The organism is Bacillus altaicus, from assembly GCF_042136375.2.
Lineage (GTDB): Bacteria > Bacillota > Bacilli > Bacillales > Bacillaceae_G > Bacillus_A > Bacillus_A cereus_U.
Genome location: NZ_CM143394.1, coordinates 2,160,945 through 2,187,864 on the forward strand (window position 1 = coordinate 2,160,945; position 26,920 = coordinate 2,187,864).

The window sequence follows — 26,920 nt, forward strand, 5'->3', positions numbered from 1 at the left end:
AGAATAAGGGGTATAGTATGTAAATACAGTAGATGAGGGATAAATCATACTAAATTACGAAGGAAAAATCTGAATATTTAAAATAAAACTATTTACAAACGCGGAAAATAGAGTAGAATAATATTAGTTATAATTTTCTGAAAAGCAAATCCTTAGCAAGGGGTCTCTCAAGGGTTGGTATTGTACATATAATTGGGGAGGGTATAAAAATGAAGAGAAAAAAGATGAAAAAGTTAACAGCAGTTGTAGTACCAGTTTTAGCGATGAGCGTTGCATTGACAGCATGCTCTGGGTCAGGTGGAGAGAAGAAAACGACTACTACATCTAATAGTGGGGAAGAAAAAAAATCTGATATTAAATATGCAGCGAAGCAAGTATTAAATCGTACGGAAAACCAAGAAATTCCGACGATGGACACTTCTAAATCCACTGATACGTTAGGGGCACAAATTTTAGGGAACACAATGGAAGGGTTATATCGTCTTGATAAAGATAATAAGCCTATTCCAGCTGCTGCAGAATCAAGTACGAAAAGCGAAGATGGTAAAAAATATACGTTTAAACTGCGTAAAGATGCGAAATGGTCAAATGGAGATCCTGTAACAGCGAAAGATTTCGTATACGGATGGCAGCGCTTACTTGATAAAAACACAGCGGCGGAATATGCGTTTATTGCCTACTATATTAAAAATGCAGAAGCGATTAATAAAGGTGAAAAACCTGGAACTGAATTAGGAGCGAAGGCGGTAGATGATTACACGCTAGAAGTAGAATTAGAAAAACCGGTACCGTACTTCTTAAATTTATTAGCATTCCCGTCATACTATCCATTAAATGAAAAGTTTGTAAAAGAAAAAGGAGATAAGTTTGGTTTAGAAGCAGATACAACGGTGTATAATGGGCCATTCGTTATGTCTTCATGGAAACATGAACAAGGATGGCAGTTGAAGAAAAATGATAAATATTGGGATAATAAGACTGTGAAATTAGAAGAAATTAATTATAGTGTAGTAAAAGAAGTTGCTACGAAAGTAAATTTATATGATACAGGATCAATTGATTTCACACTACTATCAGGAGAGTTTGTAGATAAATACAAATCGAATAAAGATGAATACGGTGAGTATGCAGAATCAAGTACATTCTTCTTACGTTTAAATCAAAAGCGTAACGGACAAGATACACCGTTAAAGAGTAAAAAACTTCGTGAAGCAATTGCATTATCAGTTGATAAAAAAGGTTTAGCAAATGTTATTTTAAATAATGGATCAAAAGCAACAGATCAATTGGTTCCAAAAGGGCTTGCGACAGGACCTGACGGTAAAGATTATCAAGATACGTTTAAAAATGGTCTGAAACAAGATACGAAAAAAGCAGCAGCTGCATGGGAAGAAGCGAAAAAGGAACTTGGAAAAGATCAAGTTACAATTGAATTACTAAGCTATGATGATGGAACTGCGAAAAAGATTGCTGATTATGTTAAAGATCAAATTGAGAAAAATTTAAAAGGTGTAACGATTAATACGAAAATTCAGCCGTTCAAACAAAAATTAAAATTAGAATCAGCGCAAGATTATGAAATCTCTTATGCAGGTTGGAGTCCAGACTATGCGGATCCGATGACATTTATTGATATGTTTGAATCGAAGAGCCCATATAACCAAATGAGTTATTCAAACCCGAAATACGATGAAATGGTACAAAAAGCAGGTAATGAATTACTGTCTGATCCGAAGAAACGTTGGGAAGCGTTAGGGAAAGCAGAAAAATTATTCCTTGAAGAAGATGCTGGATTAGTACCTTTATATCAAACAGGAAGATCATATGTAATGAAACCGAATGTAAAAGGAATTGTGAAACACAACATCAGTCCAGAATATAGCTTTAAGTGGGCGTATGTAACTGAGGATGGCGGAAAGAAATAACATGAAAGCATTTCAAAAGTGGCTAATATGCTTTTGAAATGCTTTTTTTTGTATGAATAGGAGAATAAGGCACATGGAAATTTTGAGGTTACTTTTAAAATTCTACTGTAGGAAATTAGAAAAGAGTTCAACAATTGGATAGATAAATGATAGCAGAGATTTCATATTGATGAGAAAAATATAGAACTTAGTAATAGAGAAGAATAAGAGGAGGTATGTTTACATATAGTAGATGGGGGATTATTCATATAATAGTAAAATAACAAGTTACTATCATAAAAAAATAAACTTTTAGAATATTCTTAAAAATACTTTACAAAACTCCAAAAAATAGTAGAATATTAATTAATAAGAATTTTCTGATAAATAAAGTTAGCAGAAAATCTCTCAAAGTTAGTTTCGTACATATAATTGGGGAGGGTACAAGAATGAAGAAAAAGATGAAAAAGTTCACGGCGGTTGTAGCACCAGTTTTAGCAATGAGCATGGCGTTAACGGCATGTTCTGGATCTGGTGGGGAGAAGACGACTACTACAACGTCTAATAGTGGGAAAGAGAAAAACTCCGATATTAAATACGCAGCAAAACAAGTATTAAATCGCACAGAAACAAATGAAATTCCAACGATGGATACTTCAAAAAGTACGGATACACTTGGTTCACAAATTTTAGGAAACACGATGGAAGGTTTATATCGTCTTGATAAGGATAATAAGCCAATCCCAGCTGTAGCAGAATCTAGCACAAAAAGTGAGGATGGTAAAAAATATACATTCAAATTACGTAAAGATGCAAAATGGTCAAACGGTGATCCTGTAACAGCGAAAGATTTCGTATTTGCATGGCAACGTCTAGTAGATCCAAAAACAGCTGCTGAGTATGCATTTATTGCTTATTATATTAAAAATGCTGAAGCAATTAATCAAGGGAAAGCAGAAGTTTCTACATTAGGTGTAAAAGCAGTAGATGATTATACGCTTGAAGTTGAACTGGAGGGACCAGTTCCATACTTCTTAAATTTAATGGCATTCGCATCGTATTATCCATTAAATGAAAAGTTCGTAAAAGAAAAAGGAGATAAATACGGTTTAGAATCTGATACGACAGTTTATAATGGACCGTTTGTGCTTACTGATTGGAAGCATGAGCAAGGATGGAAATTGAAGAAAAATGACCAGTATTGGGATAAAAAGACCGTAAAACTAGATGAAATTAATTATAGTGTAGTAAAAGAAGTAGCTACAAGGGTAAATTTATATGATACAGGTGCAATTGATTTCGCACTTTTATCAGGAGAATTCGTTGATAAGTATAGAAATAAAAAAGATGAGTTTGGAGCATATTCGGAAACAAGTACGTTTTACTTACGTCTAAATCAAAAACGTGGTGGGAAAGATACACCGTTAAAGAGCAAAAAATTACGTGAAGCAATTGCATTATCGGTTGATAAGAAGGGTTTAACTAATGTAATTTTAAATGATGGTTCAAAACCAGTTGATTACTTAGTAGCAAAAGGTTTAGCAAGTGGACCAGACGGTAAAGATTTCGCGGAAACATTCAAGAATGGTTTAAAACAAGATTCCAAAAAGGCAGCAGCAGCTTGGGAAGAAGCGAAAAAAGAACTTGGAAAAGATCAAGTGACAATTGAATTATTAAATTATGATACTGGTAATGCTAAAAAAGTTGGGGAGTACGTGAAAGATCAAATTGAAAAGAATCTAAAAGGTGTAACAGTAAATATTAAACTTCAACCATTTAAGCAAAAACTAAAATTAGAATCAGATCAAGATTATGATTTCTCATATGGTGGCTGGAATCCAGATTATGCGGATCCGATGACGTATCTTGATATGTTTGAAACAAAAAATTCGCAGAACCAAATGAGCTACTCAAATTCAAAATATGATGACATTATTAATAAAAGTAAGACAGAATTAATGGCTGATGCAAAAAAACGTTGGGCAGAGTTAGGGAAGGCAGAGAAATTGTTACTTGAAGAAGATGTAGCACTTGTACCTTTATATCAAAGTGCTAAAGCATATGTTATGCAACCAAATGTAAAGGGAATTGTGAAACATAATATTAGTCCGGAATATAGTTTCAAATGGGCGTATGTAGAAGAGAAATAATAAAAGAAAAAAGCATTTTCAAGTTGCGGTATTATAGCACTTGAAAATGTTTTTTTTCTTTGCACTATTTTTTTATGGATGAATATATGTATTATAGAAAACTTGAAGGAGAATCCCATGAAACGAAACACATACATCGATTTTCTAGCTTACTACGGAATAGGGAGTGCTCATCCCGGTGGTTTTACGTTAACAAAACAATTATTATCTCAATTGCCACTTAGACATGGAGCTAGTGTCCTTGAGATAGGTTGCGGCACGGGGAAAACAGCGGCGTATATGAAAAAAGAATTGGGTTATAAAGTGACAGCGGTTGAAAAGAATGAAATTATGATTCAAAAAGCGAAAGATAGATGGTTGTTTGATGGTTTGAATATACAATTGATTCAAGGCGATGTAGAAGGATTACCGTGTTTAAATGATTCATTTGAGCTTGTACTTGGAGAATCTATACTCGCTTTTACAAATAAAGAAAAGGTTATTTCGGAATGTTATCGTGTATTACAAAAGGATGGAAAGCTTGTTGTCATTGAAATGATTACCGAAAAACATATTGAGAAGAAAGAGGAAGAAAAGATTGGACGGTTATATGGTATGAAAGAATTATTAACTGAGAATGAGTGGATTCATTTATTTAAAGCAGCAAATTTTAAAAGAATTACAATTGCGGGTGGCGGAACTATTGCAGAAACAGTTGCAGGACATATGGAAGAACCAGAGTGGAATGTATCACCGTTTATTCCCGAAGAATTGTATGAAGCGTGGGTGCAACACGAACAAGTACTGCTTGTGTATCAACATATTTTAGGACATCGCATTTTTATATGTGAAAAATAGAGAAAAAGAGTTGGCTAAAGATAGTCAACTCTTTACTATGTTAGATGAAAAATAATGCAGCCAAAGTAATTCCAAAAATAAAGCCAAATCCGAGTTCAAGGCCCCAGCCGCCACCGCCACAACTATTACACCCACGACCACCGCACCCACAGCCACTAAATCCACCACTGAATCCACCACCGCATCCAAATCCACAGTTATCACATCTGCTAATACCACCGCAAATATCACATCCGCCGTTTGAATATGCGTTATGGTATCCGAACCCTGTATCAAAGGATGAGCGCTGCTGCATTGGTTCAATCCAAACAGAATCATTTGTTACATCGATTATTTTGCCTAAGTGAACGCGACCATCACGATCTTCAATTCGAACAACTTTACCGAAATAACGTTGGCATGTATCATAACATCTTTTTCTATGCATGTTCTTTCCTCCTTCCTTATTACCGTAATACGATATGTAAGCAGGACAAGTGCGGCTTGTACGAATGACCTATCTATCATAATTGTTATACGAAAGGGGAAATATACGAACAGGATACATAACGAGGAGGAAGAGAAATGAAATCTACAGATCAATTTCAGACGTACGAAGTTCCTTGGGAAGAATTTATTGAAGCATTGCGGGGGGAAATAAAGAAACAAGTAGGGGCGGATATTATTGATACGGTCGTATGTAATTTAAAAGATGGTTTTGAAGTGTATACATATGTGCAAGGAGATTTGGATTTTGAATATACAGAAGCTCTTGAACGAAAATATGGGAGTGATGCGAAAATACCTAATTTGTTAACAGTTATGCTGGTAGCTAGCATTTATAATACGGGTGAAGAGAATATACGTTTACATGCAGATAATAAAGATAATCCAATTGTTGAGGTATATGTGAAGCAATGAAACACGCTGTGAAAGGCGTGTTTTTTATTTATATGATAAAATGTTAGAAAATTAAGAAAGAAGGTGAGCGAATTGAAAATTAATCATCTTAATTTAACAGTTACAGATGTAACAGCTGCTAGAGAATTTTTAGAAAAGTATTTTGGTTTAACTTGTGGTGGAACAACAGGAAATGGCTTCGCAGTTATGCGTGATAATGATGGGTTTATATTAACCTTAATGAAGGGAAAAGAAGTTCATTATCCAAAAACATTTCATGTAGGATTTCCACAAGAAAATGAAGAACAAGTTAATAAAATTAATCAAAGATTGAAGGAAGACGGATTTCCAGTCGAACCTCCTAAACATGCACATGCGTATACGTTTTATGTTGAAGCACCTGGAGGATATACAATTGAAGTGATGTGCTAATTAATAATCAAACTTTTTGTTAAGAGTTTTCAGTTTTAAAAGTAGGAAAAGTCTGTTTTGAGGATGGAGCTTAAACAGGCTTTTTTACCTATATAATTGGATAGAAAATGCTAGAAGGAATATTACCAAGTTATATATCTATTTACATAATAAAGTTATGGTGCGTTCGTTGTCCTAAAATACAAGTCATATATCTTGTTTCCCCTCATAAATTTAAACATAGGAATTTGTCTACAAAGGTGGCGAAGCCTCATCATGAAAATTCGAATTTGTGCCACGTTCATGTTGTTTCTATTTATATGTTTACCTTTTTCAGCTTTTGCAAAAGGAGAGGAGGTAAAGGAAAGGGTCGTTTCACTTGTATATGATGATTCGGGCAGCATGAGAAATAACGATCGCTGGAAGTATGCCAATTACGCCTTGCAAAGTTTAGTTGCGCTATTAGATGAGAAAGATAAATTTTCTTACGTTCCAATGAGTAAGCCAAATGATCCGTTAAACATTTCGTTAACAAAGGATCAAAGGCAAACAGAAATTAATGGAATCGGCGCGTGGAAAACATATTTAAATACTCCATTTAGCGCAGTAGAAACGGCGATGCAATCTATAAAGAAGGAAGCAGATATAGATGGGAAACGTGAATTTTGGCTTATTGTATTAACTGACGGGGCATTTAATGATTTGGAGAAAGATAAGATTGGCGGAAAAGAACAAATTACACAGAAGTTAGCACAGTTTAAGAAAGAGATGGATTTTAAAAAGATCTCTTTACACCCAGTCTTAATCACGATGGAAGAGGATTTAGGGCAGCAAGAGAAGCTGCAGTTAAATACGTTTAAAGAGATTTGGAAAAAAGAAATGAATGGAGTTGTCATGCCGTCTAGCGGTGAGGATGGTATTGTACAAAGTGTGAATCAAGTGGCAGCATTAGTTGCAAATCGTGATCCATTTTCTTCTGTTGAATCGATTGTCAAAACGAAAATAGTAGGGAAAAAAGTAGAGATTACAACACCGTTTCCATTAAAGCGTATGACGCTTGTACGACAATCACCTTCTTTGTCTAATTATAAAGTTATGCAACTTTCCAAACCGTTACAATTGCAGTCTTCTTTTTCTATACATGCACCCGGAGAAGCTAAATTATTCGGAAATATAGTGCATGTAAGTACAGCGAATCAGGAAGTGATTAAGCCAGGGACATATACGATAGAAGTGGATCAGGACATTGAGAAAGAGGGATTACAAGTACTTGTTGAACCAGCGCTTAATTATACTGTTTCTACGTATGACAAAGATGATAAAGATAGAAAAAATGTTGAGAAAATGTATGAAGGTGTGACAGCTGTTATTGAAGCGAAACCTACTGAATTACCAATTCAAACTTCTTATTTCGAAGCAGAAGTAGAAATAGACGGAAAGCAGTATCCGATGAAGTGGGATGATAAAAGACATGTGTTTTATTACGAGACAAAGGTTGGTAAAGAGTTAGTACGCGGGAAAGTCCATATGAATATAAAGGGATTTTATAGACAGACGAAAGAATTCAAGATTGAACCAGCTGAAAAACCAAAATTAACACTTCAAGCTGTTACGAAAGATTATGAAGAAAAGGTAACAAATTTAGAAAATAGTAAACCATTTATTTTACAGCCACAGTTAAATGGTAAACCGATGACAGAAGAGGCTGTAAAGAAATTATTAAAATCTACTGGTGTCACATCGAATCAATCGATCAACTATGAATTAAAACAGCATGGTAGTCAAGTTTATGTTTATCCTCGACCTTATTACTCCGACACATTCAATTTTACAGATACCGGCACCGTAGAGGCTACCATCACGATCAATGATTCAAAATTACAAGAAGTAAAGGAAAAGATTGTACTGCACATTGAAAATGCGCCGTTTTTTGAGAAGTATGCGCTCGTTTTTAAATTTGTAATTCCTATCACTTTATTACTTTTAATAGTAGGAATTATTATTTTAGGATGGATTGTTCGTCCGAGATTTCATCGGAAAGCATTACTATATTACGAATGGGATCAAGAAGTAGCGAAAGATTGGCTTTATCAATCTGAACCAGAGTTACTTAAAAATAAATGGTGGAAGCACTATTTTGGCATTCCATTCCGAGCAGAAAGAAAGACTGTGCAATCTGTAACATTAATAGCGAAAAAAGGATCGAAATCTATATTTGTAGCGAAAGAATCGCAAGTAGTTGGGATGATTATTGATGGAATGTTTATTACAGAGGAAGAGGTAGGAATGGAGCATAAGACGTTGTATCCAAATGAACTTTTAGTAATTGATAGAGGATATGGTAAGGAGATTTACCGGTATGAATGTGAATAATAGATAAGGTATAAGGGAGACGGAGGCAGAGTGGCCCTCTTTATCCTTTTTTTCAAACAAGCACGAATAGGAAGGTGGTTCACATGACATTACAAGTTCCAACGATATTAATTGGCTTAGGTGGAATCGGTAGTACTGTCACACATCAAATATATGAAAGATTACCTGAGGAGCGTCGTAAAAAGGTAGCGATGCATGTATTTGATACGGATGTGAATACATTGAGTAAATTTGATCATATTCGGAAGTTTAAGACGCAAACGAGCTCGAGTAAAACACCGAGAGAGTATATTGCGGGAGATCCAACGATTCCAGAGTGGTTCCCAATGGACCCGACTATACTTGATAAACCGTTAACGGAAGGAGCGGGACAGTTACGTGTCATTTCCCGTTTAGCGTTGCGTGCAGCGATGAAAGAAGATAAACTCACATCGTTTTGGCAAGAAATCGAGAAGATTTTTCCAGTTACAAGTGATCAGACGGAATATGGTGTGCGTGTCATTATTGTAACGTCGCTAGCTGGCGGAACAGGCTCAGGGATGTTTTTACAAATCGCATTATATTTGCGTGAAATGCTCCGGAAAAAATTGCAGCATCACAACATTTTAATTCGCGGTGCGTTTTTAATGCCAGATGTTTTAGTTAAGACGAGAACGGTTAGTGCGAAAGAGTTTGAAACTGTGCAAGCAAATGGTTATGCATCGTTAAAAGAGTTGCACGCTATTACGCTCGGGTCGACTGGTGAATTATCAAAACGAGGCGGCGTAACGATTGAATTAGAATATCGTCCTGATCAAGTGGATGAAGATGGAAGAACAAATCATACGATAAAGCAGCATCATTTACCGTACAATTATTGTTTCTTATATGATTATGAAAATTTACATGGGCACCATTTGCACAATTTATCGGATTATATGGAGCAAATGGCAAATACGATTTATTTACAGTTATTCAGTCCAATGTCTGCAAATCATTTTGCGCAAGAAGATAATCAAATTCAGCAATTGGCAGAATCGAGTGGGAAAGGGAGATATTGCGGAGCAGGAACGGCGAAGCTCATTTATCCGTATGAGCACGTTTTGAAATACTGTGCTTTAAAATGGGCGGTGCAAGGTTTAGATGAATCTTGGCTTCATTTAGATCAACTGTTTCAAGAGAAGAAGCAAAGATACGATCAAGATGTAAAACGCGGTATGCAGCGTGAAAAGCCAGAGCGCGGGAAAAGTTATTTAGAAGATTTAGAGCATCTTGCTACTCGTCCAGAGCAGGCCCATATTTTTTATAGACAAATGTTCAATGAGACGCGCGAAGGGGCAGAGGGCGGTAAGGTCGGTGTTGCAAAATCAAAATTGTTTGTAGATGCTGTAGAGAGTTACGTACACCGTACAGTGCAAAAAGATGAAGAATTAAACCGCTTGCAGCATGAGTGTAAAATATCGGCTGCGAAACTGAAAATGATGGAACAAATGAAAGGTGAAGTAGCGAGAGTTGATCATGCGGTTCGTTTATATGCTTATGCGATTCCGAGCCGTGTACATGAGCATGTGACTACACTTTTATATGACATGGTCGAATCAGACCGCTTTATACCGAGTGGCTCAGAAGGACAGTCTTATCAATTAAATACATGGTTTTTAAAGAAAACGGATCCGGTTCATCCTGTCGCAGCACGTTTTATGCTGTATGAAATTCGAAAGCAGTTAGTAGAGAAGATGAATCGATTGCATGAAAATAATGAACAAAAGCGTAATTTAATTCAAAACTACGATAAGAAATTTAATGTGAGTAATATTGATGGAACGGTAACGGCTGTTCGCCGCGTTGAAATTGCCCAGCAACAAGGCTGGGTCGGGAAAATGTTTTATAATCAGCAACGTTTGTTCAAAAAAGAATTTGAAGATATCGTAACGCAATATGTCCACAAATTAAGTGAGTATCGTAAAGAAATGTTATTAGAACTCGTGTATCAATCGCTATACCAAGCAGTTGATAAAATGATCCAATATTGGGAAAGATTCTTTGATAATTTACACGAAACACGTGAAAATTTATTGTTTGAAATCCAAAAGCGAAGCAAGGAATTTGAGGGGAAAACGAACCCGACGAATGTATACGTATTAGCTGAAGAGAAATTGCAAGAAAAAATTTGGCAAGATATGCAGCAACATTTGAATTTAGGTGTATTACCGAAAGATATATCGGCCGAAATTTATATGAGCTTGTACGGGGAATATTGTCGTGATGCGAAAGCCGAAGAAATTCAGTCGAAAAAGGTGGAAGACTTCTACCGTGAACATATATTGAGTTATTGTTATGACGAACTTCAAGTGCGCTATCGTGACAAACTAGAGCTTAATATCGTTGAAGCATTGCGAAAAGAAGCAGATTTCAAGAAACGTGATCGTGATGAATATGTTCGTGAAAAAATTGAAGATCTTTTCCATTTAGCAAGTCCGTTCGTTCCGAAAGTTTCTCATCATAGAGAGTTACAATATTGGGGCGTACATCCATCTTTAAAACAAGAATTGCAAGAAGAGTTATTGCAAGAAATGTTTAAAGAAAAAGATACGGTAAACGAGGCGTTTTCACCATTTGAAGTGATTTGTTATCGTGCTCATTACGGATTATCGCTACAAGATTTTCCTAAGCTTTCATCTGGGCATATTGCAAATGGTTTTATGAACGATAAAGGTGATTATTTTCAATCGTATTATCGCCGCGTGAACAAATTAAATAGTAAAAAATCTAGTTTGACGCCGCATTTAGATAAATATTGGCACTTACCAGCCTTTATGCCAGACTTGAATGCAACGCAAACGAAGTTAGATTACGATAAATGTAATCGTGCTCTTCTGTACGCGTACATGTATCGCTGGATTAGCCTAGTGGCTGTAGATGGACAGTTCGTGTATCAATATAACGGTGTCGGCCGTAGCTTTTTAATCCAGTCGATGGGGAAAAATATTTCAAGCGAAAGTTATAAGTTGCACAGAGCATTGCTTCATAATCCGTTTATTTATGAAAATATCTTGTCCAGGTTTGAAGAAGAGCAAGAAAAGGCAATGATACAAGGTGGACATTTATATACACATGCATTTGTATTAGGTGCTCAAGATATTAGATGGCTTCGTAAAGAGCATGTCCATAATATTTTAGATATGATTTTAATGTATGATCGTGAGGCAAAATATGACCCGACGTTAGAAGAAACATCTGACGATTTGTTAAGGCTATTCCTTGATGAAATTGAGCTGTATTTCCAAAACTATTACGGAACAGGTGCAGACATGGTTGCAAAGAAAGAGAAAGAGATGTTTATGAAACAATTGTGGGATCGTTCGTATGCGAAAGGGTATGTGGATCCAAATAGTGCGCCTTATAAAAAATGGCAAAATGTATTACATGTTCCCGATGAAGAAGACGTGCCAAAAACGAATGTATAATGAGTGAAAAGGGAATCCTTAAGAATGGCAATACAACTTTAGAAATGAGGGATTCCGATGCCGTTTTTAGGAAGTGTATATCAAATATTTGGATTATATCCAGAAATTTATCATGCGATGATTTCAGCAGAGCTGCAAGAAGAAGCTCAAAAGGAACATATCGATAATAATAGTACAGAAATTGAAGCGGAAGAATAAAGCGCAGATGAATATCTGCGCTTTTTTTATTGTCTTAAGTGAAAATACTGTTTGTAATTTGCAGGAAAGTTAATCGGTCTAACAAGATGAGTAATTATTTCTATATAACGAATCGGCTGGTTTTATCGTGTTTGTATATGGGGATTTCATTGAGTACGATGTATAAAAATGAATTCCGAAATAATATAAAATGTATTGAAATGGGAATTAACAGTATTTTCAAGTGGTATCGTATATTTTGGAATACTATTTTGTTTATAATTATTCGATGTGGGTGAATTAATTATATTGTTGACAATATAATTAATCGTGTGATAAATTCAATCAATCTTCTAAAAACATGCTTGTTAACAAGCGTATTTTTAGAAGATTGATTTTTCTGATTTTTAGGCATGTAATTTGTGGAGTTTATATAGGGAGTGAAAGTAAAGTATGAATATTATTAATGTGTAATAGCAACAGTAATAAAGATTGTAATGATTGACACTCCCACCCCTAAAGGGGCCAGCTGACTAACGTCAGTGGGATTCTTGCTACCAAAGGCGAAGTCCATTTCTGGTATCGCTGACGTGCAAGATTGCGGTGTGCCATCACCACTCCCACAACAGACCATATAGGTTCGTGGGCTACGGTACTGTGACCATACCGTACAGATTGTTGGTTCTCAAATGTTTTTACGTCTTTTGCATGACGACTTAATACATTTTACGGAGTAGAAGAATTTGCTACCCCAACCTCATATGTATTCTGTTTTCAGAGAACAGTCGTTTTAGAGTCTTTTGCATGACTATAAATAAAGTATACCATGTTTTGCTATGCAAAAACGATGCTTTCATCCCACGTCTAAAGACGGACTAAAGTCCTGCGTGGGCTTTCCCGCATCATAAATTCTGTAAGGGATAATTTTGAAAAAGAGGTTTCTACGAATGAGTTTATTTATAAAGAAAGCAATGAATGAAGAAAAGAAAAAAGTGTTACAGCAAACTTTAGGAGCAATTGATTTAACACTTTTAGGAATTGGAGCAATTATTGGTACAGGTATTTTCGTATTAACAGGTATTGTAGCGGCGAAACATGCTGGTCCAGCAATTGTATTATCTTTTATGTTAGCTGCAATTGTATGTGCTTGTGTAGCCTTTTGTTATGCTGAATTTGCATCTACAGTCCCGGTCTCAGGAAGTGTGTATTCGTATACGTATATGACATTAGGTGAGATTTTTGCTTTTATAGTTGGCTGGTGTGTCATGTTAGAGTACTTATTAGCTACTTCTGCGGTGGCGGCGGGATGGTCAGCCTATTTTCAGTCATTGCTACTAGGGTTTAATATTCATATTCCGGCAATCGTTGCTTCTGCACCAGGGATGGGGAATGGCGGGATTATCGACTTGCCAGCGGTTATTATTATTTTAGTTGTTACATTTTTACTAAGTCGTGGTGTGAAAGAAAGTGCACGTATAAATAATATAATGGTTATTATTAAACTGGCTGTTATTTTAGTATTTATTATTGTAGGAGCAAACTATGTAAAGCCAGAGAATTGGCAGCCGTTTCTTCCTTTTGGATACCATGGTGTTATTGGAGGAGCTGCTACTGTATTTTTTGCCTTTTTAGGTTTCGATGCAGTTGCAACAGCAGCAGAGGAAGTGAAACGCCCCCAACGTAACGTTCCAATTGGATTACTTGTCTCTTTATGCATTTGTACAATTCTTTATGTTGGTGTTTCATTCGTGTTAACTGGAATGGTTCCATTTACGGATCTGAATGTAGCTGATCCAGTTGCATATGCACTGCGTATTGTAGGAGAGGATAGAATTGCTGGTCTATTATCAGTTGGAGCGATAGCTGGTTTAACAACAGTTCTGTTAGTTGCTATGTTCGCATTTGTTCGAGTATCATACTCGATGAGCCGAGATGGATTGTTACCAAAAAGATTTTCGAGTGTTCATAAACGTTATCAAACACCATTTTTTAATACATGGATTACGGGTATTCTTGCGGCTGTATTAGCAGGTTTATTGGACTTGAATTTGTTGGCAAATTTAGTGAATGTGGGAACGATAACAGCTTTCATATTTGTATCTATAGCTGTAATTGTATTAAGGAAGACACATCCTAATTTGAAAAGACCGTTCCGTGCTCCGTTAGTTCCATTCTTACCTATACTTGCGATAGTAAGTTGTTTATATTTAGCATTAAATCTTTCTAAAACCACTTTAATCAGTTTTGCAATTTGGGTTATTGTAGGTATTTTTATTTATTTTATATACGCGAAAAAACATAGTAAGATTAGAAATAGAGTATAAGGTATTACAATTATGGCTGTAGGCTAAAGTTTTTTTACCTATAGCCATTTTTATTTGTGCGCACCTTATTTTCGTGTTAACATAAAGCGAATTTTTTAAGGGAGAGAAAGAGATGAAATGGATTTATTTTATTATTATCAACGTTATAGCATTTAGTATGATGGGGCTTGATAAGCGAAAAGCAAAGAAAAAGCAGTGGAGAACGCCAGAAAGTACGTTGTTTTTATCAGCTGCAGCTGGAGGGGCGGTGGGAGCTTGGATTGGTATGTATATGTTTCATCATAAGACACATAAAAGTAAATTTGTCTTCGGTATTCCAGTGCTCGTTATTATAACAGTAGGAGTGTTTTTGTACATATAAGGGATTTGCAAGAGGAATGTCGAAAGAAATGCAGATTGAATATTGGTAAAGTAAGCATGTGAGACTTTATAATGAAGAAAAAAAGAGAAGAGGAGAAAAAGAAAGATGGGGAGTCAAACAGCACAGCAAAAGCAGGGGATTATATATGCAGCAGGTGCGTATACGATGTGGGGAGTTCTTCCGATTTATTGGAAATGGGTGGAGGAAGTACCGGCAGATGAAATATTAGCACACCGCATCGTTTGGGCATTTGTTTTTATGTTGTTAGTTTTAGGAGTAACGAAGAGGTTTCGTCAATTTGGTGGGGAGTTAGTGTCCCTTTTTAAACGACCTAAATTATTAATGTCATTAACAATTGCTTCGGTACTTATTAGTGGAAACTGGTTTGTATACATATGGGCCGTAAATCATAACCATGTAATCGAAGCAAGTCTTGGGTATTATATTAATCCACTTATAAGTATTTTACTTGGTACAGTTGTTTTAAAAGAGAAGCTTAATTTTTGGCAATATGTTGCGGTTGGTTTAGCTGGATTAGGCGTTGTTATTTTAACGATACGTTTCGGATCAATTCCATGGGTTTCTCTTTCACTTGCTTTTTCATTTGGATTATATGGATTAACGAAAAAATTATTAAATTACGACGCAACAATTGGGCTTACGATGGAAACGATGTTAGTGACGCCATTTGCACTTATATATTTGTTTATGACAGGAGTGCATGGTTTCGGTTCGTTCGGTTCTATTTCGGCAATATCAACGTTTCTTTTAATAGGGGCGGGTATTGTTACAGCATTACCACTCTTTTATTTTGCTAAAGGAGCACAACTTATTCCGCTCTATATGATGGGATTTTTACAATACATCGCGCCAACTATTAGTTTAATTTTAGGTGTGTTCGTTTTTGGTGAACAGTTCACATCTACTCATATGATTGCGTTTTTCTGTATATGGATTGCTTTATTTGTCTTTTCAATGGCGAAAACAAAGTTTCTACTACAGAAACAACCAAAATTTATTAAAAATAAATCAGCAAAAGTATCATAATGCGTAGTATTTTCTACGCATTTTTCTTTATACTTATATTATATAGAAATTCCATTATAGTCAGTGAGGAGCTGAAAAACATGGAAACAATTTTACATAATGACCCACTTATAGCAGCTGTAATTTCTTGGTTTTTAGCACAGTTAACGAAAGTCGTTTTTAAATTAATAAAAACAGGCGAGTTTGATTTTGCTAAGTTCTTTGCTTCAGGTGGAATGCCAAGTTCGCATGCTTCGACTGTTACTGCACTTGCTACAGGTGTCGGAGTGGTGGAAGGTGTGGAGAGTCCAATATTTGCGGTTGCCGCTATTTTTGCCATTATTGTTATGTACGATGCTTCAGGAGTAAGGCTTGCGGTAAGTAAGCAAGCGAAAATATTGAATGATTTTTTTCATGGTAGACAAACAGAATATAAAAAGTTAAATGAGCTCGTTGGACATACACCGTACCAAGTTGTTGTTGGTGCACTATTAGGAATTGTTGTCGGGGTTGGGTATTGTTTGTAAGCAGAATGTGTGTAATACACGTTCTGCTTTTCTTTGTTTTCATACATATTTAGCTAAGTTTTCGAATATCGTATACGGACTTAGAAAGGGTGGGTGAGCGGTGTGCTACTATATGACAAAGTACGTGAGGAGATAGAGCGGAGAACGACTGCACTTCAAACGATGCAAAGGCAAGACGGAACGTGGTCATTTTGTTTTGAAGGAGCTTTGCTAACGGATTGTCACATGATTTTTTTACTCAAATTATTAGGGCGCAATGACGAAATAGAACCGTTTGTGAAAAGGTTAGCATCTCTTCAAACAAATGAAGGAACTTGGAAATTATATGAAGATGAAAAGGAAGGGAATTTATCCGCGACGATTCAAGCATATGCTGCTTTACTTGCTTCGGAAAAATATTCGAAAGAAGATATGAATATGAGGCGAGCTGAAATGTTTATTAAGGAACACGGGGGAGTTTCTCGTGCTCATTTTATGACGAAATTTTTATTAGCGATTCATGGAGAATATGAATTTCCTGCGCTTTTTCACTTTCCAACGCCAATCTTATTTTTACAAGATGACTCCCCCCTCAGCATATTTGGGCTAAGCAGCTCAGCGCGTATACATTTAATTCCGATGATGATTTGTATGAATAAGAGATTCTGTGTAGAGAAAAAGTTATTGCCAAATTTAAATCATATTGCAGGCGGGGGTGGGCAATGGTTTCGAGAGGAGCGGTCTCCGCTGTTTCAATCGTTTGTAGGTGATGTGAAAAAGGTAATAACGTATCCATTATCGTTACATCATAAAGGATATGAAGAAATAGAGCGCTTTATGAAGGAGCGTATAGATGAAAATGGAACATTATATAGTTACGCGAGTGCTACGTTTTATATGATTTATGCTTTTCTTGCATTAGGGCACTCTATTCAGTCTCCAATTATTGAGAAAGCTGTGACAGGATTAAAATCCTATATATGGAAGATGGACAGAGGAAGTCATTTGCAAAATTCTCCTTCTACCGTATGGGATACCGCTTTACTTAGCTATTCATTGCAAGAAGCTAAAGTTACAAATGAAGATAAGATGATTCAAAGGGTGACAGAGTATTTATTGCAAAAACAACAAACTAAAAAGGTAGATTGGAGTATACATGCATCATCACTTGTAGCTGGCGGTTGGGGATTTTCAGATGTTAATACGACGATCCCTGATATAGACGATACTACAGCTGCTCTTAGAGCGTTAGCGCGAAGTAGAGGGAATGATAGAGTAGATAAGGCGTGGGGAAGAGGCGTGGAATGGGTAAAAGGATTGCAAAACAATGATGGAGGCTGGGGAGCTTTTGAACGAGGGGTAACGAGCCAGTTATTAGCGAATTTGCCGATTGAAAATGCGAGTGATATGATAACTGATCCGTCCACACCAGATATTACAGGTAGGGTGTTAGAATTATTCGGAACGTATGCACCGAATGAATTATCTGAAGAGCGAAAAAAGAAAGCTATCAAATGGTTAATGGATGTACAGGAACAGAATGGATCATGGTATGGAAAATGGGGGATATGTTATATATATGGTACATGGGCAACGATGACAGGCTTACGTGCATTAGGAGTGCCTTCTACTCATCTATCGTTGAAAAAAGCAGCTTCATGGCTCGAGCATTTGCAGCATGAAGACGGAGGGTGGGGAGAATCCTGTCAAAGTAGTGTAGAGAAAAAATTTATTTCTTTACCCTTTAGCACGCCGTCACAAACAGCGTGGGCACTTGATGCACTCATTTCTTACTACGATCAAGAAACATCGATTATTCGAAAAGGAATTTCATATTTGCTCGCGCAGTCTACTATGAATGAAAAATATCCTACTGGTACAGGGTTACCGGGTGGCTTTTATATTCGCTACCATAGTTATGGGCATATATATCCGTTACTTGCTTTAGCACATTACGTAAAGAAATATAGAAAATAAACCGAGAGATACTCTCGGTTTATTTTGATGGGTAGTAGGTCCCTGTTGAAAAGAATAAGGAACGTTGTAGTGCCTTATTTTTCTGTCGATTGGCGTTCTTGACGTGCATCAGCGGCATTTGCACGTGCGTTTGCTTCTAAGTCATTGTGGTCAGCGAGTTCGCGAGCGAACTCAACATCAATGCCATCGGCAGCTTTGTTTCGATTTACATTCTTTTTTTTCATTCGACACAATCTCCTTGTGTTTTATGCGGCGTTGCAAAGTTAGTTTGACACAAATAGACTTTTTTATACAAAGAGGATTTGGAAAGCATAGAGCCGAAATATACAATATAACTAATAGAAATGGGGGATAGGGATGGACTTGTTGAATGGGAAAACAGCTGTTGTAACGGGTGCTGCGCAGGGGATTGGAAAAGAAATCGCACGAGTTTTTGCAAAACTAGGGGCTAAAGTATTAATTAGTGATGTAAATGAAGAGAAGCTACAAGAAACGACACGTGAATTATTAGATGAAGGGTATGATGTGAGCTTATATCGATGTGATGTGAGTAATCAAAATGAAGCGAAGTCGTTAATTGAATATGCGGTGCAAAAATTTGGTACATTACATATTTTAGTGAATAACGCTGGGATTACAAAAGATGCAATGTTACATAAGATGGAGAAGTCTGCTTGGGAACAAGTATTACAAGTGAACTTAACTGGCGTTTTTTATTGTATGCAGCCAGCACTTCTTTATATGAGACAACAACAGTATGGACGGATTATTAATATTTCTTCTATTAGTAGGGAAGGAAATATTGGACAAGCAAATTATGCGGCTACAAAAGCAGGGGTTGTAGGCTTAACAAAAACAGCAGCGAAAGAGGTTGGAAGTTTTGGTATTACGTGTAATGCGATTTGTCCAGGATTTATGGATACTGATATGACAAAAACAATACCGGATAAAGTAAAAGAGAAAATGGTTGGAGCGATTCCAGTTGGGAGAATCGGAACACCAGAAGATATTGCAAACGCAGCTGCCTTTTTAGCATCAGAGTATGCGTCTTACATTACAGGAGAGGTATTAAATGTGAGCGGTGGGTTGCAAGTGTAAATGAATACATAATGAAAAGAACCTGACCGAGTAGGTCAGGTTCTTTCTCGTTAATTTAAGTTAATCCAAACGCTCTTCACTTCTGTATAGTTGTTCAGCGCGTAAGATCCCATTTCGCGGCCAAGACCAGATTGTTTAAACCCTCCAAATGGAGATGCTGCATCAAAGACGTTATAACAGTTTACCCATACTGTACCTGCACGTACTTTGCTTGCAATATAATGTGCCGTTTTTACGTTTTCTGTCCATACACCAGCCGCTAAGCCGAATTGTGATTTGTTCGCACGATCAATTACTTCATCAATATCGTTAAACGGTAATGCGGAAATAACTGGACCGAAAATTTCTTCTTTAGCGATTGTCATCTCATCATTTACATCAGCGAATACTGTAGGAGAAACGAAGTAACCTTGATCGAATGGTTTGTTTCCTCCGCAAAGTACTTCAGCACCTTCTGCAATTCCTTTTTCAATATAACCCATTACACGTTTTTGTTGTTCTTCAGAAACGAGAGGTCCGATTGTAGTTTCTGGATTTAGACCAGCGCCTTGATTTAATTTTTTTGAATATAGAACGAGATCAGCCATGACATTATCGTACATTTTCTTCGGAATAAATAAGCGTGAACCAGCACAGCACACTTGTCCTTGGTTAAACATAACACCAGAAAGCGCAGCTGGAATCGCTTGAGATAAGTCAGCGTCTGGTAAAATAATGTTTGGCGACTTACCACCAAGCTCTAATGTAACGCGTTTTAACGATGCAGATGCTTGTCTCATAATTTGTTTGCCGACAGGAGTAGAACCTGTAAATGCAATTTTATCTACGAGTGGGTGATTAACGAGAGCTTGTCCAGCTGTTTCACCGAATCCAGGAACGATGTTAACAACGCCTTTCGGGAATCCAGCTTCTTCAATTAGTTCAGCTAAGTATAGAGCGGATAGTGGAGTTTGTTCTGCAGGTTTTAAAACGATTGTACATCCTGTTGCAAGGGCTGCGCCCATTTTCCACATTGCCATAAGAAGTGGGAAGTTCCATGGGATAATTTGACCGACAACACCAACAGCTTCATGGCGTGTATAGTTAAAATATTCACCAGAAACAGGGATTGTTTGTCCAACGATTTTTGTAGCCCAGCCAGCATAATAGCGCATATGTTCAATTGCAAGAGGAACGTCTGCTGCTAAAGTTTCGCGGATTGGTTTTCCGTTATCTAAAGTTTCGAGCTGTGCCAGCTCTTCTTTATGCTCTTCCATTAAATCAGCGAGCTTGTACATAAGACGGCTTCGTTCAGCAGTGCTCATGCGTGACCAAGGACCTTCATCGAAAGCCATTCGAGCAGCTACGACAGCTTTATGAATGTCTTCGCGACCAGCTTCAGCAACGATAGCGAGTGTTTCACCAGTTGCTGGGTTAGGAGTTTTAAACGTTTTTCCAGAAGCGCTTTCAATGAACGCTCCGTTCACATATAGTTTCTTTGTGCCTTGAAGAAATTTTTCTACCTTTTCATGAAGATTTACAGCTAGTTGACTCATTGTATAACCCCCTTGAAAATATAATTTAAACGCAGTACGAGACGGCGCTTATTCCGAAATCAAGGATGTGGGAACTAGATGAAAAGCCTCTACTTAAAATCATAAATAACAAATGCTGAAAATTCAAATTTCATTTTCATTACAATTGTAAAAAATATGTAATGAAACATTGTATTCTATATAATTACAAAAAATCCTGCGCGTTTTTGTTTTCTAGTAGGAAAAACTAGAAAAACAGTGGTACAATTATACATCGTGAGAGGAGGGGGAAAATGAAGAATTATCATGATGATCCGCGCTTTCGAGTTGCCCATAGAGAAGCGTTAATTGGTCTTGGATTAGCTATTATTAATTTTATAATATGGTATGGATTTGCTTATGGGCTTGGAAGTAAGGATCCGAGTGAATATACATATGTATTAGGTTTTCCAGCATGGTTTTTTTATAGCTGTATCGTTGGATTTATCGTAATGGTTATTTTACTTATTTTAGTTGTTCGTTTTTTATTTCAAGATATTCCACTCGATGAGGAAGAAAAAAGTGAGGAATGATAGATGAATTGGTATGTAATAATCCCAATGATAATTTCTTTTATCGTTGTGTTTTTAATTGGTGTATATGCATCAAGACGTGTACAAGCAACCGCTAATAATAAATTTTTACAAGAATATTTTCTTGGTGGGCGTGAACTTGGTGGCTTATTATTAGCTATGACGATGATTGCTACGTACGGTAGTGCAAGTAGCTTTATCGGCGGGCCTGGTATTGCTTACAATATGGGTCTTGGATGGGTGCTGTTATCAGCGATTCAAGTTGTAACAGGATATATCGTTTTAACGGTTATTGGTAAAAAGTTTGCTATTATCGCTAGGAAGATGGAAGCAATTACGCTTATTGATTATTTAAAGGGCAGATACAATAATAAAGCGGTAGTTGTTCTTTCTGCGTTATGTATTATAATCTTTTTGTTCTCAGCAACAGTAGCCCAGTGGGTTGGCGGCGGACGATTAATTGAGTCGCTAACAGGACTTTCCTACACAACGGCACTATTTTTATTTACATTTTCTGTACTTGTGTATGTGTTAATTGGTGGATTTCGTGCAGTCGCTTTATCAGATACGTTATTAGGAATCATTATGTTAGTCGGAACAACAATCATTTTAATTGCTACTATCATTGCTGGTGGCGGAGTTGAAAAGATTATGCAGGAACTTATTCAAATTAATCCGAATTTAATAACACCGTTCGGAGCGGATGGAAGTTTAACGAAATCATATGTCACATCATTTTGGATTTTAATTGGAATTGGTGTCGTTGGATTACCGCAAATTAGTGTGCGTGCTATGTCTTATAAAAATTCAAAGGCTATGCACCAAGCATTAATTATTGGAACGGTTGTCGTCGGTACAATTATGATTGGTATGCATTTAACAGGTGTGTTTGCAAGAGTAGTCCTTCCAGGCATAACGGTACCAGATAAAGTAATGCCGCTACTCGCGATGGAAGTGTTGCCACCTTGGTTAGCTGGAGTTTTCTTAGCTGCACCAATGGCAGCGATAATGTCTACTGTAAACTCATTATTATTACTTGTAAGTTCGTCAATCATTAAGGATATATATGTGAACTACATAAATGAAGATGCCGCGGATAGTACGATAAGGAAAGGTAGCCTATTGATTACTGGTGTCGTAGGATTACTCGTATATGCTGCCGCTATTAAGCCGCCAGACTTTTTAATTTGGTTAAATTTATTTTCTTTCGGTGGTTTAGAAGCAGCGTTCATTTGGCCGATTGTGTTAGGTTTATATTGGAAAAAAGGAAATGCAACTGGAGCTCTCGCATCTATTTTAGTCGGAGTAGGTTCCTATATGTTTATTCACCTTTGCTATCCTAATCCATTCGGTATACATACAGTTGTTTTCCCGATTTGCTTTGCATTTATTGCTTATATAATTGGTAGTATGGTTAAAATGAAAAAAGTAGCATAATAAAATAGAAAAACGTAGGGACTTCTAAATATGAGGTTTCTACGTTTTTTTATGTATATAACAAAAAATTTCTTTTTCAGTCTGTATTCCACCATACATTCATAAAGTAATAACAATTGATGGGATGGAGTTGAGGTCTATGAAAAAAATATTATTTTTAGGAGACCCAGGAATTGATGACTCTTTAGCAATTATGTATGGATTGTTGCATCCTGATATTGATATTGTTGGAGTAGTAACGGGATATGGGAATGTAACGCAGGAAAAGGCGACGAGTAATGCGGCGTATTTATTGCAAATAGCAGGCCGTGAGGATATACCTGTTATTAATGGAGCGAAAATTCCTTTATCAGGGGACGTTACAACATATTATCCGGAAATTCATGGGGCAGATGGTTTGGGACCTATTAAGCCTCCAAAAACTTTTTCTCCCAATATTAAATCTTTTTGTGCATTTTTCGATATTATTGAAAAATATAAAGGGGAACTAATTATTGTTGATGCCGGCCGATCAACAACGTTAGCGACGGCATTTATTTTGGAGAAACCGATGATGAAGTATGTGAAGGAATATTATATAATGGGCGGTGCTTTTTTAATGCCTGGAAACGTTACGCCAGTCGCGGAGGCCAATTTTCATGGAGACCCAATTGCATCACAATTAGTTATGCAAAATGCAAAAAATGTGACATTAATACCGCTTAACGTTACATCAGAAGCGATTATTACACCGGAGATGGTGAAATATATTACGAAACATTCTAAAACGAATTTTAAGAAATTAATAGAACCGATTTTCAATTATTATTATAAAGCTTATAAAAATCTGAATCCTAAAATAACAGGGAGCCCAGTGCATGATGTAGTAACGATGATGGTAGCGGCAAATCCATCTCTTTTAGATTATGTTTATCGCCGTGTGGATGTAGATACAGTTGGAGTTGCAAAAGGAGAAAGTATCGCTGATTTTCGTCCTCAGCCTGATTCGAAAGCGTTGAAAAATTGGGTGAAAATTGGTTGGTCATTACATTATAAAAAGTTTCTTGAGGATTTTGTGAAAATTATGACGTAGACATAATAGGAACATACAAGTTAAAATAATGGAGATGATTATTTAAATAATCATCTCCATTATTTTGTTTTTAAGAGATAAATAGAGAAGAGTTACACAATAGGAGAGGAATTTTACTTGAAAAAAACTATAGTATGCGCAGTGATTGTGGGTATTTTTGTTTTGCTGATATCGGGTAACTTTTTAGTGAAAAAGGTGTGGAGTTCAAATAATGATGATGCGCAGTACATCGCATCCTTTATTGAAGAGCATAAAAATGAAAAAAATAGCGCTCTTCTAGTAAAGAGAAATGATAAAGTTGTGTATTCTGTAAATCCAGATGTTGTATTGCCAGTTGCTAGTACGATGAAGTTAATTGTGGCGCTTGAATATACGAAACAAGTTACAGAGGGGAAAATCGATCCGTCTAGTTTCGTTTCAATTAATGATGTGAATCGTTATTATGTGCCGAATACAGATGGTGGTGCACAAGATAGATGGCAAAATTATTTACAAAAAAAAGAAAAGATAACTGAAGGAGCGGTTTCTTTAGAAGAAGTTGCAAAAGGAATGGTTAAGTTTAGTTCTAATGCAAATACTGAATATTTAATGGAGGTATTAGGATTAGACAATATTAATCGGAATTTACAAAGTTTAGCGCTTCCTGCACATCAACCGCTATTTCCGATCGTTTCATCTTTATACATTCCGGGATATTTGCATAAAGAATTACATGTTCCAAAATATAAAATAGAGAAAAAGTTAAAAGAAATGTCTCAAGCGCAATATCGTGAATATGCTATGATTATTCATGAACGCTTAAAAAAGAAGGGACCATTATTACAGAAGGAAATTCCCCTATATTTAGAGGAACGTTACGACAAAATTTGGTCGGATAGATTACCAGCTGCTTCCGCTAACGATTATATGGTACTGCTTCAAAAGGCAAATCATCCAGGTGGTCTTACAGAAGCGGAAGAAAAAGTGTGGGCGAATATCGTTGAAACAGATATGAGTGCAAAGAAATATCGTAAAACATTCAGGCATGCCGGGCAAAAGAATGGTTATACACCATGGACGGTAACAAAAGCAGTTTATGCAATGGATAAACGGGGAAACTGTACAGAAATTGTTTTCTTGGCAAATAATTTAAATGAAGATGACAGTGCTGAAATACGTAAACATTTAGCAAATCTACACTTCCAAGTGTTGCAAAGTGATAAGTATGATGCGACTTTTATTAAATAAACTCGGTGCTATGAGCGCCGAGTTTATTTTTATGCACAAGCACTTTTTCACCATCCCTGGGTATGATGGGTAGTAACACTTAGGCGAAAGGGGAAAAGGTGATGAAACAGAGTAAAGAAGAGTTTATTAAGAAGGAAGGCGCTGATTTCCCTGGGAAAACATATGTAGATTGTGTATTACAGCACGTATTTAATTTTCAGCGTAATTATTTATTAAAAGATATGTTTCAAGTGCATAGGGCGCATATTATTATGTTAACTGAAGAAAAGTTAATGAAAAGAGAAGAAGCGAAAGTTATATTAACCGCACTTAAAAAGGTAGGGGCAATTCCGAAGGAGCAGTTGCTATATATAGAGCAACATGAAGATCTTTTTTTCTTAGTTGAACATTTACTTTCTCAAGAAGCAAAGTGTGAATTTGTAAGTAATATGCATATCGGTAGAAGTAGAAATGATATGGGTGTAACGATGTATCGCATGAGTTTGCGGCAATTTGTATTGCGGTTAATGGAACATCATTTATTGCTGCAAGAAAGTATGCTGGAGCTTGCGGGTGAACATATGGAAACAATTATGCCCGCTTATACACATACACAACCGGCGCAGCCGACAACATTTGGTCATTATGTTTTGGCAATTTACGATACGATGCAACGAGATTTAGAAAGAATGAAAAAAGCGTATCATCTTGTAAATCATTCTCCAATGGGGGCAGCTGCCCTTTCTACAACAAGTTTTCCTATTAAGAGAGAACGAGTTGCACAGTTACTTGGGTTTACAAATGTAATTGAGAACTCATATGATGCTGTTGCTGGAGCGGATTATTTATTAGAAGTTAGCTCGTTACTAATGATTATTATGACGAACACGAGTAGGTGGATTCATGATTTTTTACTATTAGCGACGAAAGAATATGATGGGATTACTGTAGCGAAGCCATATGTACAAATAAGTAGTATTATGCCGCAAAAACGAAATCCTGTTTCAATTGAACATGCCCGTGCTATTACGAGTAGTGCTTTAGGGGAAGCATTTACTGTATTTCAAATGATTCATAATACACCATTTGGCGATATTGTCGATACGGAGGATGACTTGCAGCCGTATTTATATAAAGGAATCGAAAAGGCGATTCGTGTTTTTTGTATTATGAACGCAGTTATTCGAACGATGAAAGTAGAAGAGGAAACGTTAAAAAATCGTTCATATAAACACGCGATTACGATTACAGATTTCGCAGATGTTTTAACAAAAAACTATGAAATACCATTTCGGCATGCACATCATGCAGCAAGTGCGATTGCGAATATGTCATTGCAGCAGAAAAAGGAGTTACATGAATTAAATTTCAAAGACATAAATGTATACTTACAAGAAAATTTGAAAGTAAATTTATTAGAAGAAGAGTGGAAAGAAATTATATCACCAGAAGCTTTTATTCAAAAAAGAAATGTATATGGTGGACCGAGTAAAAAAGAGATGGAGCGTATGACTAATAAACGTAAAGAATCGTTTCGAAAAGAAGAAGAGCTATTTGAGAAGGAAAAGAAGAGAGTTTTGCATGCTGAAAATGATTTGAACACATTAGTTTCAAATATTATCGAATCGTAAAAGAAGGATTTAATGAATT

The 26,920-nt window shown here is 36.4% G+C and carries 22 protein-coding genes; 19 read left to right on the plus strand and 3 right to left on the minus strand.

All coding sequences use genetic code 11. From position 1 onward, the window contains the following. The first annotated feature begins 209 nt into the window (after positions 1-209). From ACE38F_RS11365 to ACE38F_RS11375, 3 genes are all read left to right on the plus strand, one after another. Positions 210-1,925, plus strand: coding sequence for a peptide ABC transporter substrate-binding protein (locus ACE38F_RS11365; RefSeq protein ID WP_002185196.1), 1,716 nt, complete (start codon positions 210-212; stop codon positions 1,923-1,925). A 428-nt stretch (positions 1,926-2,353) separates the two neighbouring features. Continuing rightward, positions 2,354-4,054, plus strand: a complete 1,701-nt coding sequence (locus ACE38F_RS11370) for a peptide ABC transporter substrate-binding protein (RefSeq protein WP_375370870.1) — start codon at positions 2,354-2,356, stop codon at positions 4,052-4,054. A gap of 117 nt (positions 4,055-4,171) precedes the next feature. Next, entirely contained in the window at positions 4,172-4,891 is a 720-nt protein-coding gene (locus tag ACE38F_RS11375; protein ID WP_375370869.1) for a class I SAM-dependent methyltransferase, read from the plus strand. A gap of 40 nt (positions 4,892-4,931) precedes the next feature. Here ACE38F_RS11375 and ACE38F_RS11380 read toward each other — a convergent pair whose 3' ends face one another. Further along, positions 4,932-5,318 carry a hypothetical protein gene (locus ACE38F_RS11380; protein ID WP_215553785.1) on the minus strand — a complete coding sequence of 129 codons (387 nt, stop codon included), beginning with the start codon at positions 5,316-5,318 and terminating at the stop codon, positions 4,932-4,934. A 137-nt stretch (positions 5,319-5,455) separates the two neighbouring features. Here ACE38F_RS11380 and ACE38F_RS11385 point away from each other — a divergent pair, with 137 nt between their 5' ends. The 10 genes from ACE38F_RS11385 to ACE38F_RS11430 all read left to right on the plus strand — a co-directional run bounded on the left by ACE38F_RS11385 (position 5,456) and on the right by ACE38F_RS11430 (position 18,371). Continuing rightward, entirely contained in the window at positions 5,456-5,791 is a 336-nt protein-coding gene (locus ACE38F_RS11385) for a hypothetical protein (protein ID WP_002066455.1), read from the plus strand. Between the two features lie 72 nt (positions 5,792-5,863). Beyond that, positions 5,864-6,202 carry a VOC family protein gene (locus ACE38F_RS11390; protein ID WP_215553783.1) on the plus strand — a complete coding sequence of 113 codons (339 nt, stop codon included), beginning with the start codon at positions 5,864-5,866 and terminating at the stop codon, positions 6,200-6,202. A 255-nt stretch (positions 6,203-6,457) separates the two neighbouring features. Further along, on the plus strand, positions 6,458-8,554 hold the full coding sequence (locus ACE38F_RS11395) for a vWA domain-containing protein (protein WP_375370868.1): 2,097 nt from the start codon (positions 6,458-6,460) through the stop codon (positions 8,552-8,554). 83 nt (positions 8,555-8,637) lie between these two features. Continuing rightward, complete coding sequence (locus ACE38F_RS11400; protein WP_375370867.1) at positions 8,638-12,000, plus strand: tubulin-like doman-containing protein; 3,363 nt, start codon at positions 8,638-8,640, stop codon at positions 11,998-12,000. Positions 12,001-12,057: 57 nt separating this feature from the next. Further along, positions 12,058-12,198, plus strand: coding sequence for a phosphonate ABC transporter permease (locus ACE38F_RS11405; RefSeq protein WP_002111095.1), 141 nt, complete (start codon positions 12,058-12,060; stop codon positions 12,196-12,198). Positions 12,199-13,124: 926 nt separating this feature from the next. Beyond that, the gene (locus ACE38F_RS11410; protein ID WP_375370866.1) at positions 13,125-14,501 is read left to right on the plus strand and encodes an APC family permease; all 1,377 of its coding nucleotides are present in this window, start codon (positions 13,125-13,127) and stop codon (positions 14,499-14,501) included. A 112-nt stretch (positions 14,502-14,613) separates the two neighbouring features. Further along, positions 14,614-14,862, plus strand: a complete 249-nt coding sequence (locus ACE38F_RS11415; RefSeq protein WP_000871335.1) for a DUF1294 domain-containing protein — start codon at positions 14,614-14,616, stop codon at positions 14,860-14,862. 105 nt (positions 14,863-14,967) lie between these two features. Further along, positions 14,968-15,909: an EamA family transporter RarD gene (gene rarD, locus ACE38F_RS11420; RefSeq protein WP_375370865.1), complete on the plus strand. Its 942-nt coding sequence runs from the start codon at positions 14,968-14,970 to the stop codon at positions 15,907-15,909. Between the two features lie 80 nt (positions 15,910-15,989). After that, positions 15,990-16,415 (plus strand): divergent PAP2 family protein, encoded by a 426-nt coding sequence (locus ACE38F_RS11425; protein ID WP_002111092.1) that lies wholly within the window; start codon positions 15,990-15,992, stop codon positions 16,413-16,415. Between the two features lie 102 nt (positions 16,416-16,517). Next, on the plus strand, positions 16,518-18,371 hold the full coding sequence (locus ACE38F_RS11430; RefSeq protein ID WP_375370864.1) for a terpene cyclase/mutase family protein: 1,854 nt from the start codon (positions 16,518-16,520) through the stop codon (positions 18,369-18,371). Between the two features lie 74 nt (positions 18,372-18,445). Here ACE38F_RS11430 and ACE38F_RS11435 read toward each other — a convergent pair whose 3' ends face one another. After that, a complete protein-coding gene (locus tag ACE38F_RS11435; RefSeq protein WP_375370927.1) occupies positions 18,446-18,595 on the minus strand; it encodes a YfhD family protein in 150 nt (49 codons plus the stop codon). A 133-nt stretch (positions 18,596-18,728) separates the two neighbouring features. On the opposite strand from ACE38F_RS11435, the gene fabG reads away from it, so the two are divergent. Further along, entirely contained in the window at positions 18,729-19,469 is a 741-nt protein-coding gene (fabG, locus tag ACE38F_RS11440; RefSeq protein ID WP_375370863.1) for a 3-oxoacyl-ACP reductase FabG, read from the plus strand. 50 nt (positions 19,470-19,519) lie between these two features. Here the strand turns inward: fabG and dhaS are convergent, their stop codons facing one another. Continuing rightward, positions 19,520-21,004, minus strand: coding sequence for an aldehyde dehydrogenase DhaS (gene dhaS / locus ACE38F_RS11445; RefSeq protein ID WP_375370862.1), 1,485 nt, complete (start codon positions 21,002-21,004; stop codon positions 19,520-19,522). Positions 21,005-21,276: 272 nt separating this feature from the next. Between dhaS and ACE38F_RS11450 the strand changes: the two genes are divergently transcribed. The 5 genes from ACE38F_RS11450 (at position 21,277) to argH (ending at position 26,901) form a co-directional block, all read left to right on the plus strand. Then, positions 21,277-21,555 carry a YhdT family protein gene (locus tag ACE38F_RS11450; protein ID WP_016105808.1) on the plus strand — a complete coding sequence of 93 codons (279 nt, stop codon included), beginning with the start codon at positions 21,277-21,279 and terminating at the stop codon, positions 21,553-21,555. Between the two features lie 3 nt (positions 21,556-21,558). Further along, positions 21,559-22,992, plus strand: coding sequence for a sodium/pantothenate symporter (gene panF / locus ACE38F_RS11455; RefSeq protein WP_341306150.1), 1,434 nt, complete (start codon positions 21,559-21,561; stop codon positions 22,990-22,992). A gap of 139 nt (positions 22,993-23,131) precedes the next feature. Next, positions 23,132-24,064, plus strand: a complete 933-nt coding sequence (locus tag ACE38F_RS11460; RefSeq protein WP_341306151.1) for a nucleoside hydrolase — start codon at positions 23,132-23,134, stop codon at positions 24,062-24,064. 117 nt (positions 24,065-24,181) lie between these two features. Then, positions 24,182-25,291 carry a serine hydrolase gene (locus tag ACE38F_RS11465; RefSeq protein ID WP_375370861.1) on the plus strand — a complete coding sequence of 370 codons (1,110 nt, stop codon included), beginning with the start codon at positions 24,182-24,184 and terminating at the stop codon, positions 25,289-25,291. Between the two features lie 101 nt (positions 25,292-25,392). Next, positions 25,393-26,901 (plus strand): argininosuccinate lyase, encoded by a 1,509-nt coding sequence (gene argH, locus ACE38F_RS11470; RefSeq protein WP_375370860.1) that lies wholly within the window; start codon positions 25,393-25,395, stop codon positions 26,899-26,901. Positions 26,902-26,920 lie beyond the last annotated feature (19 nt).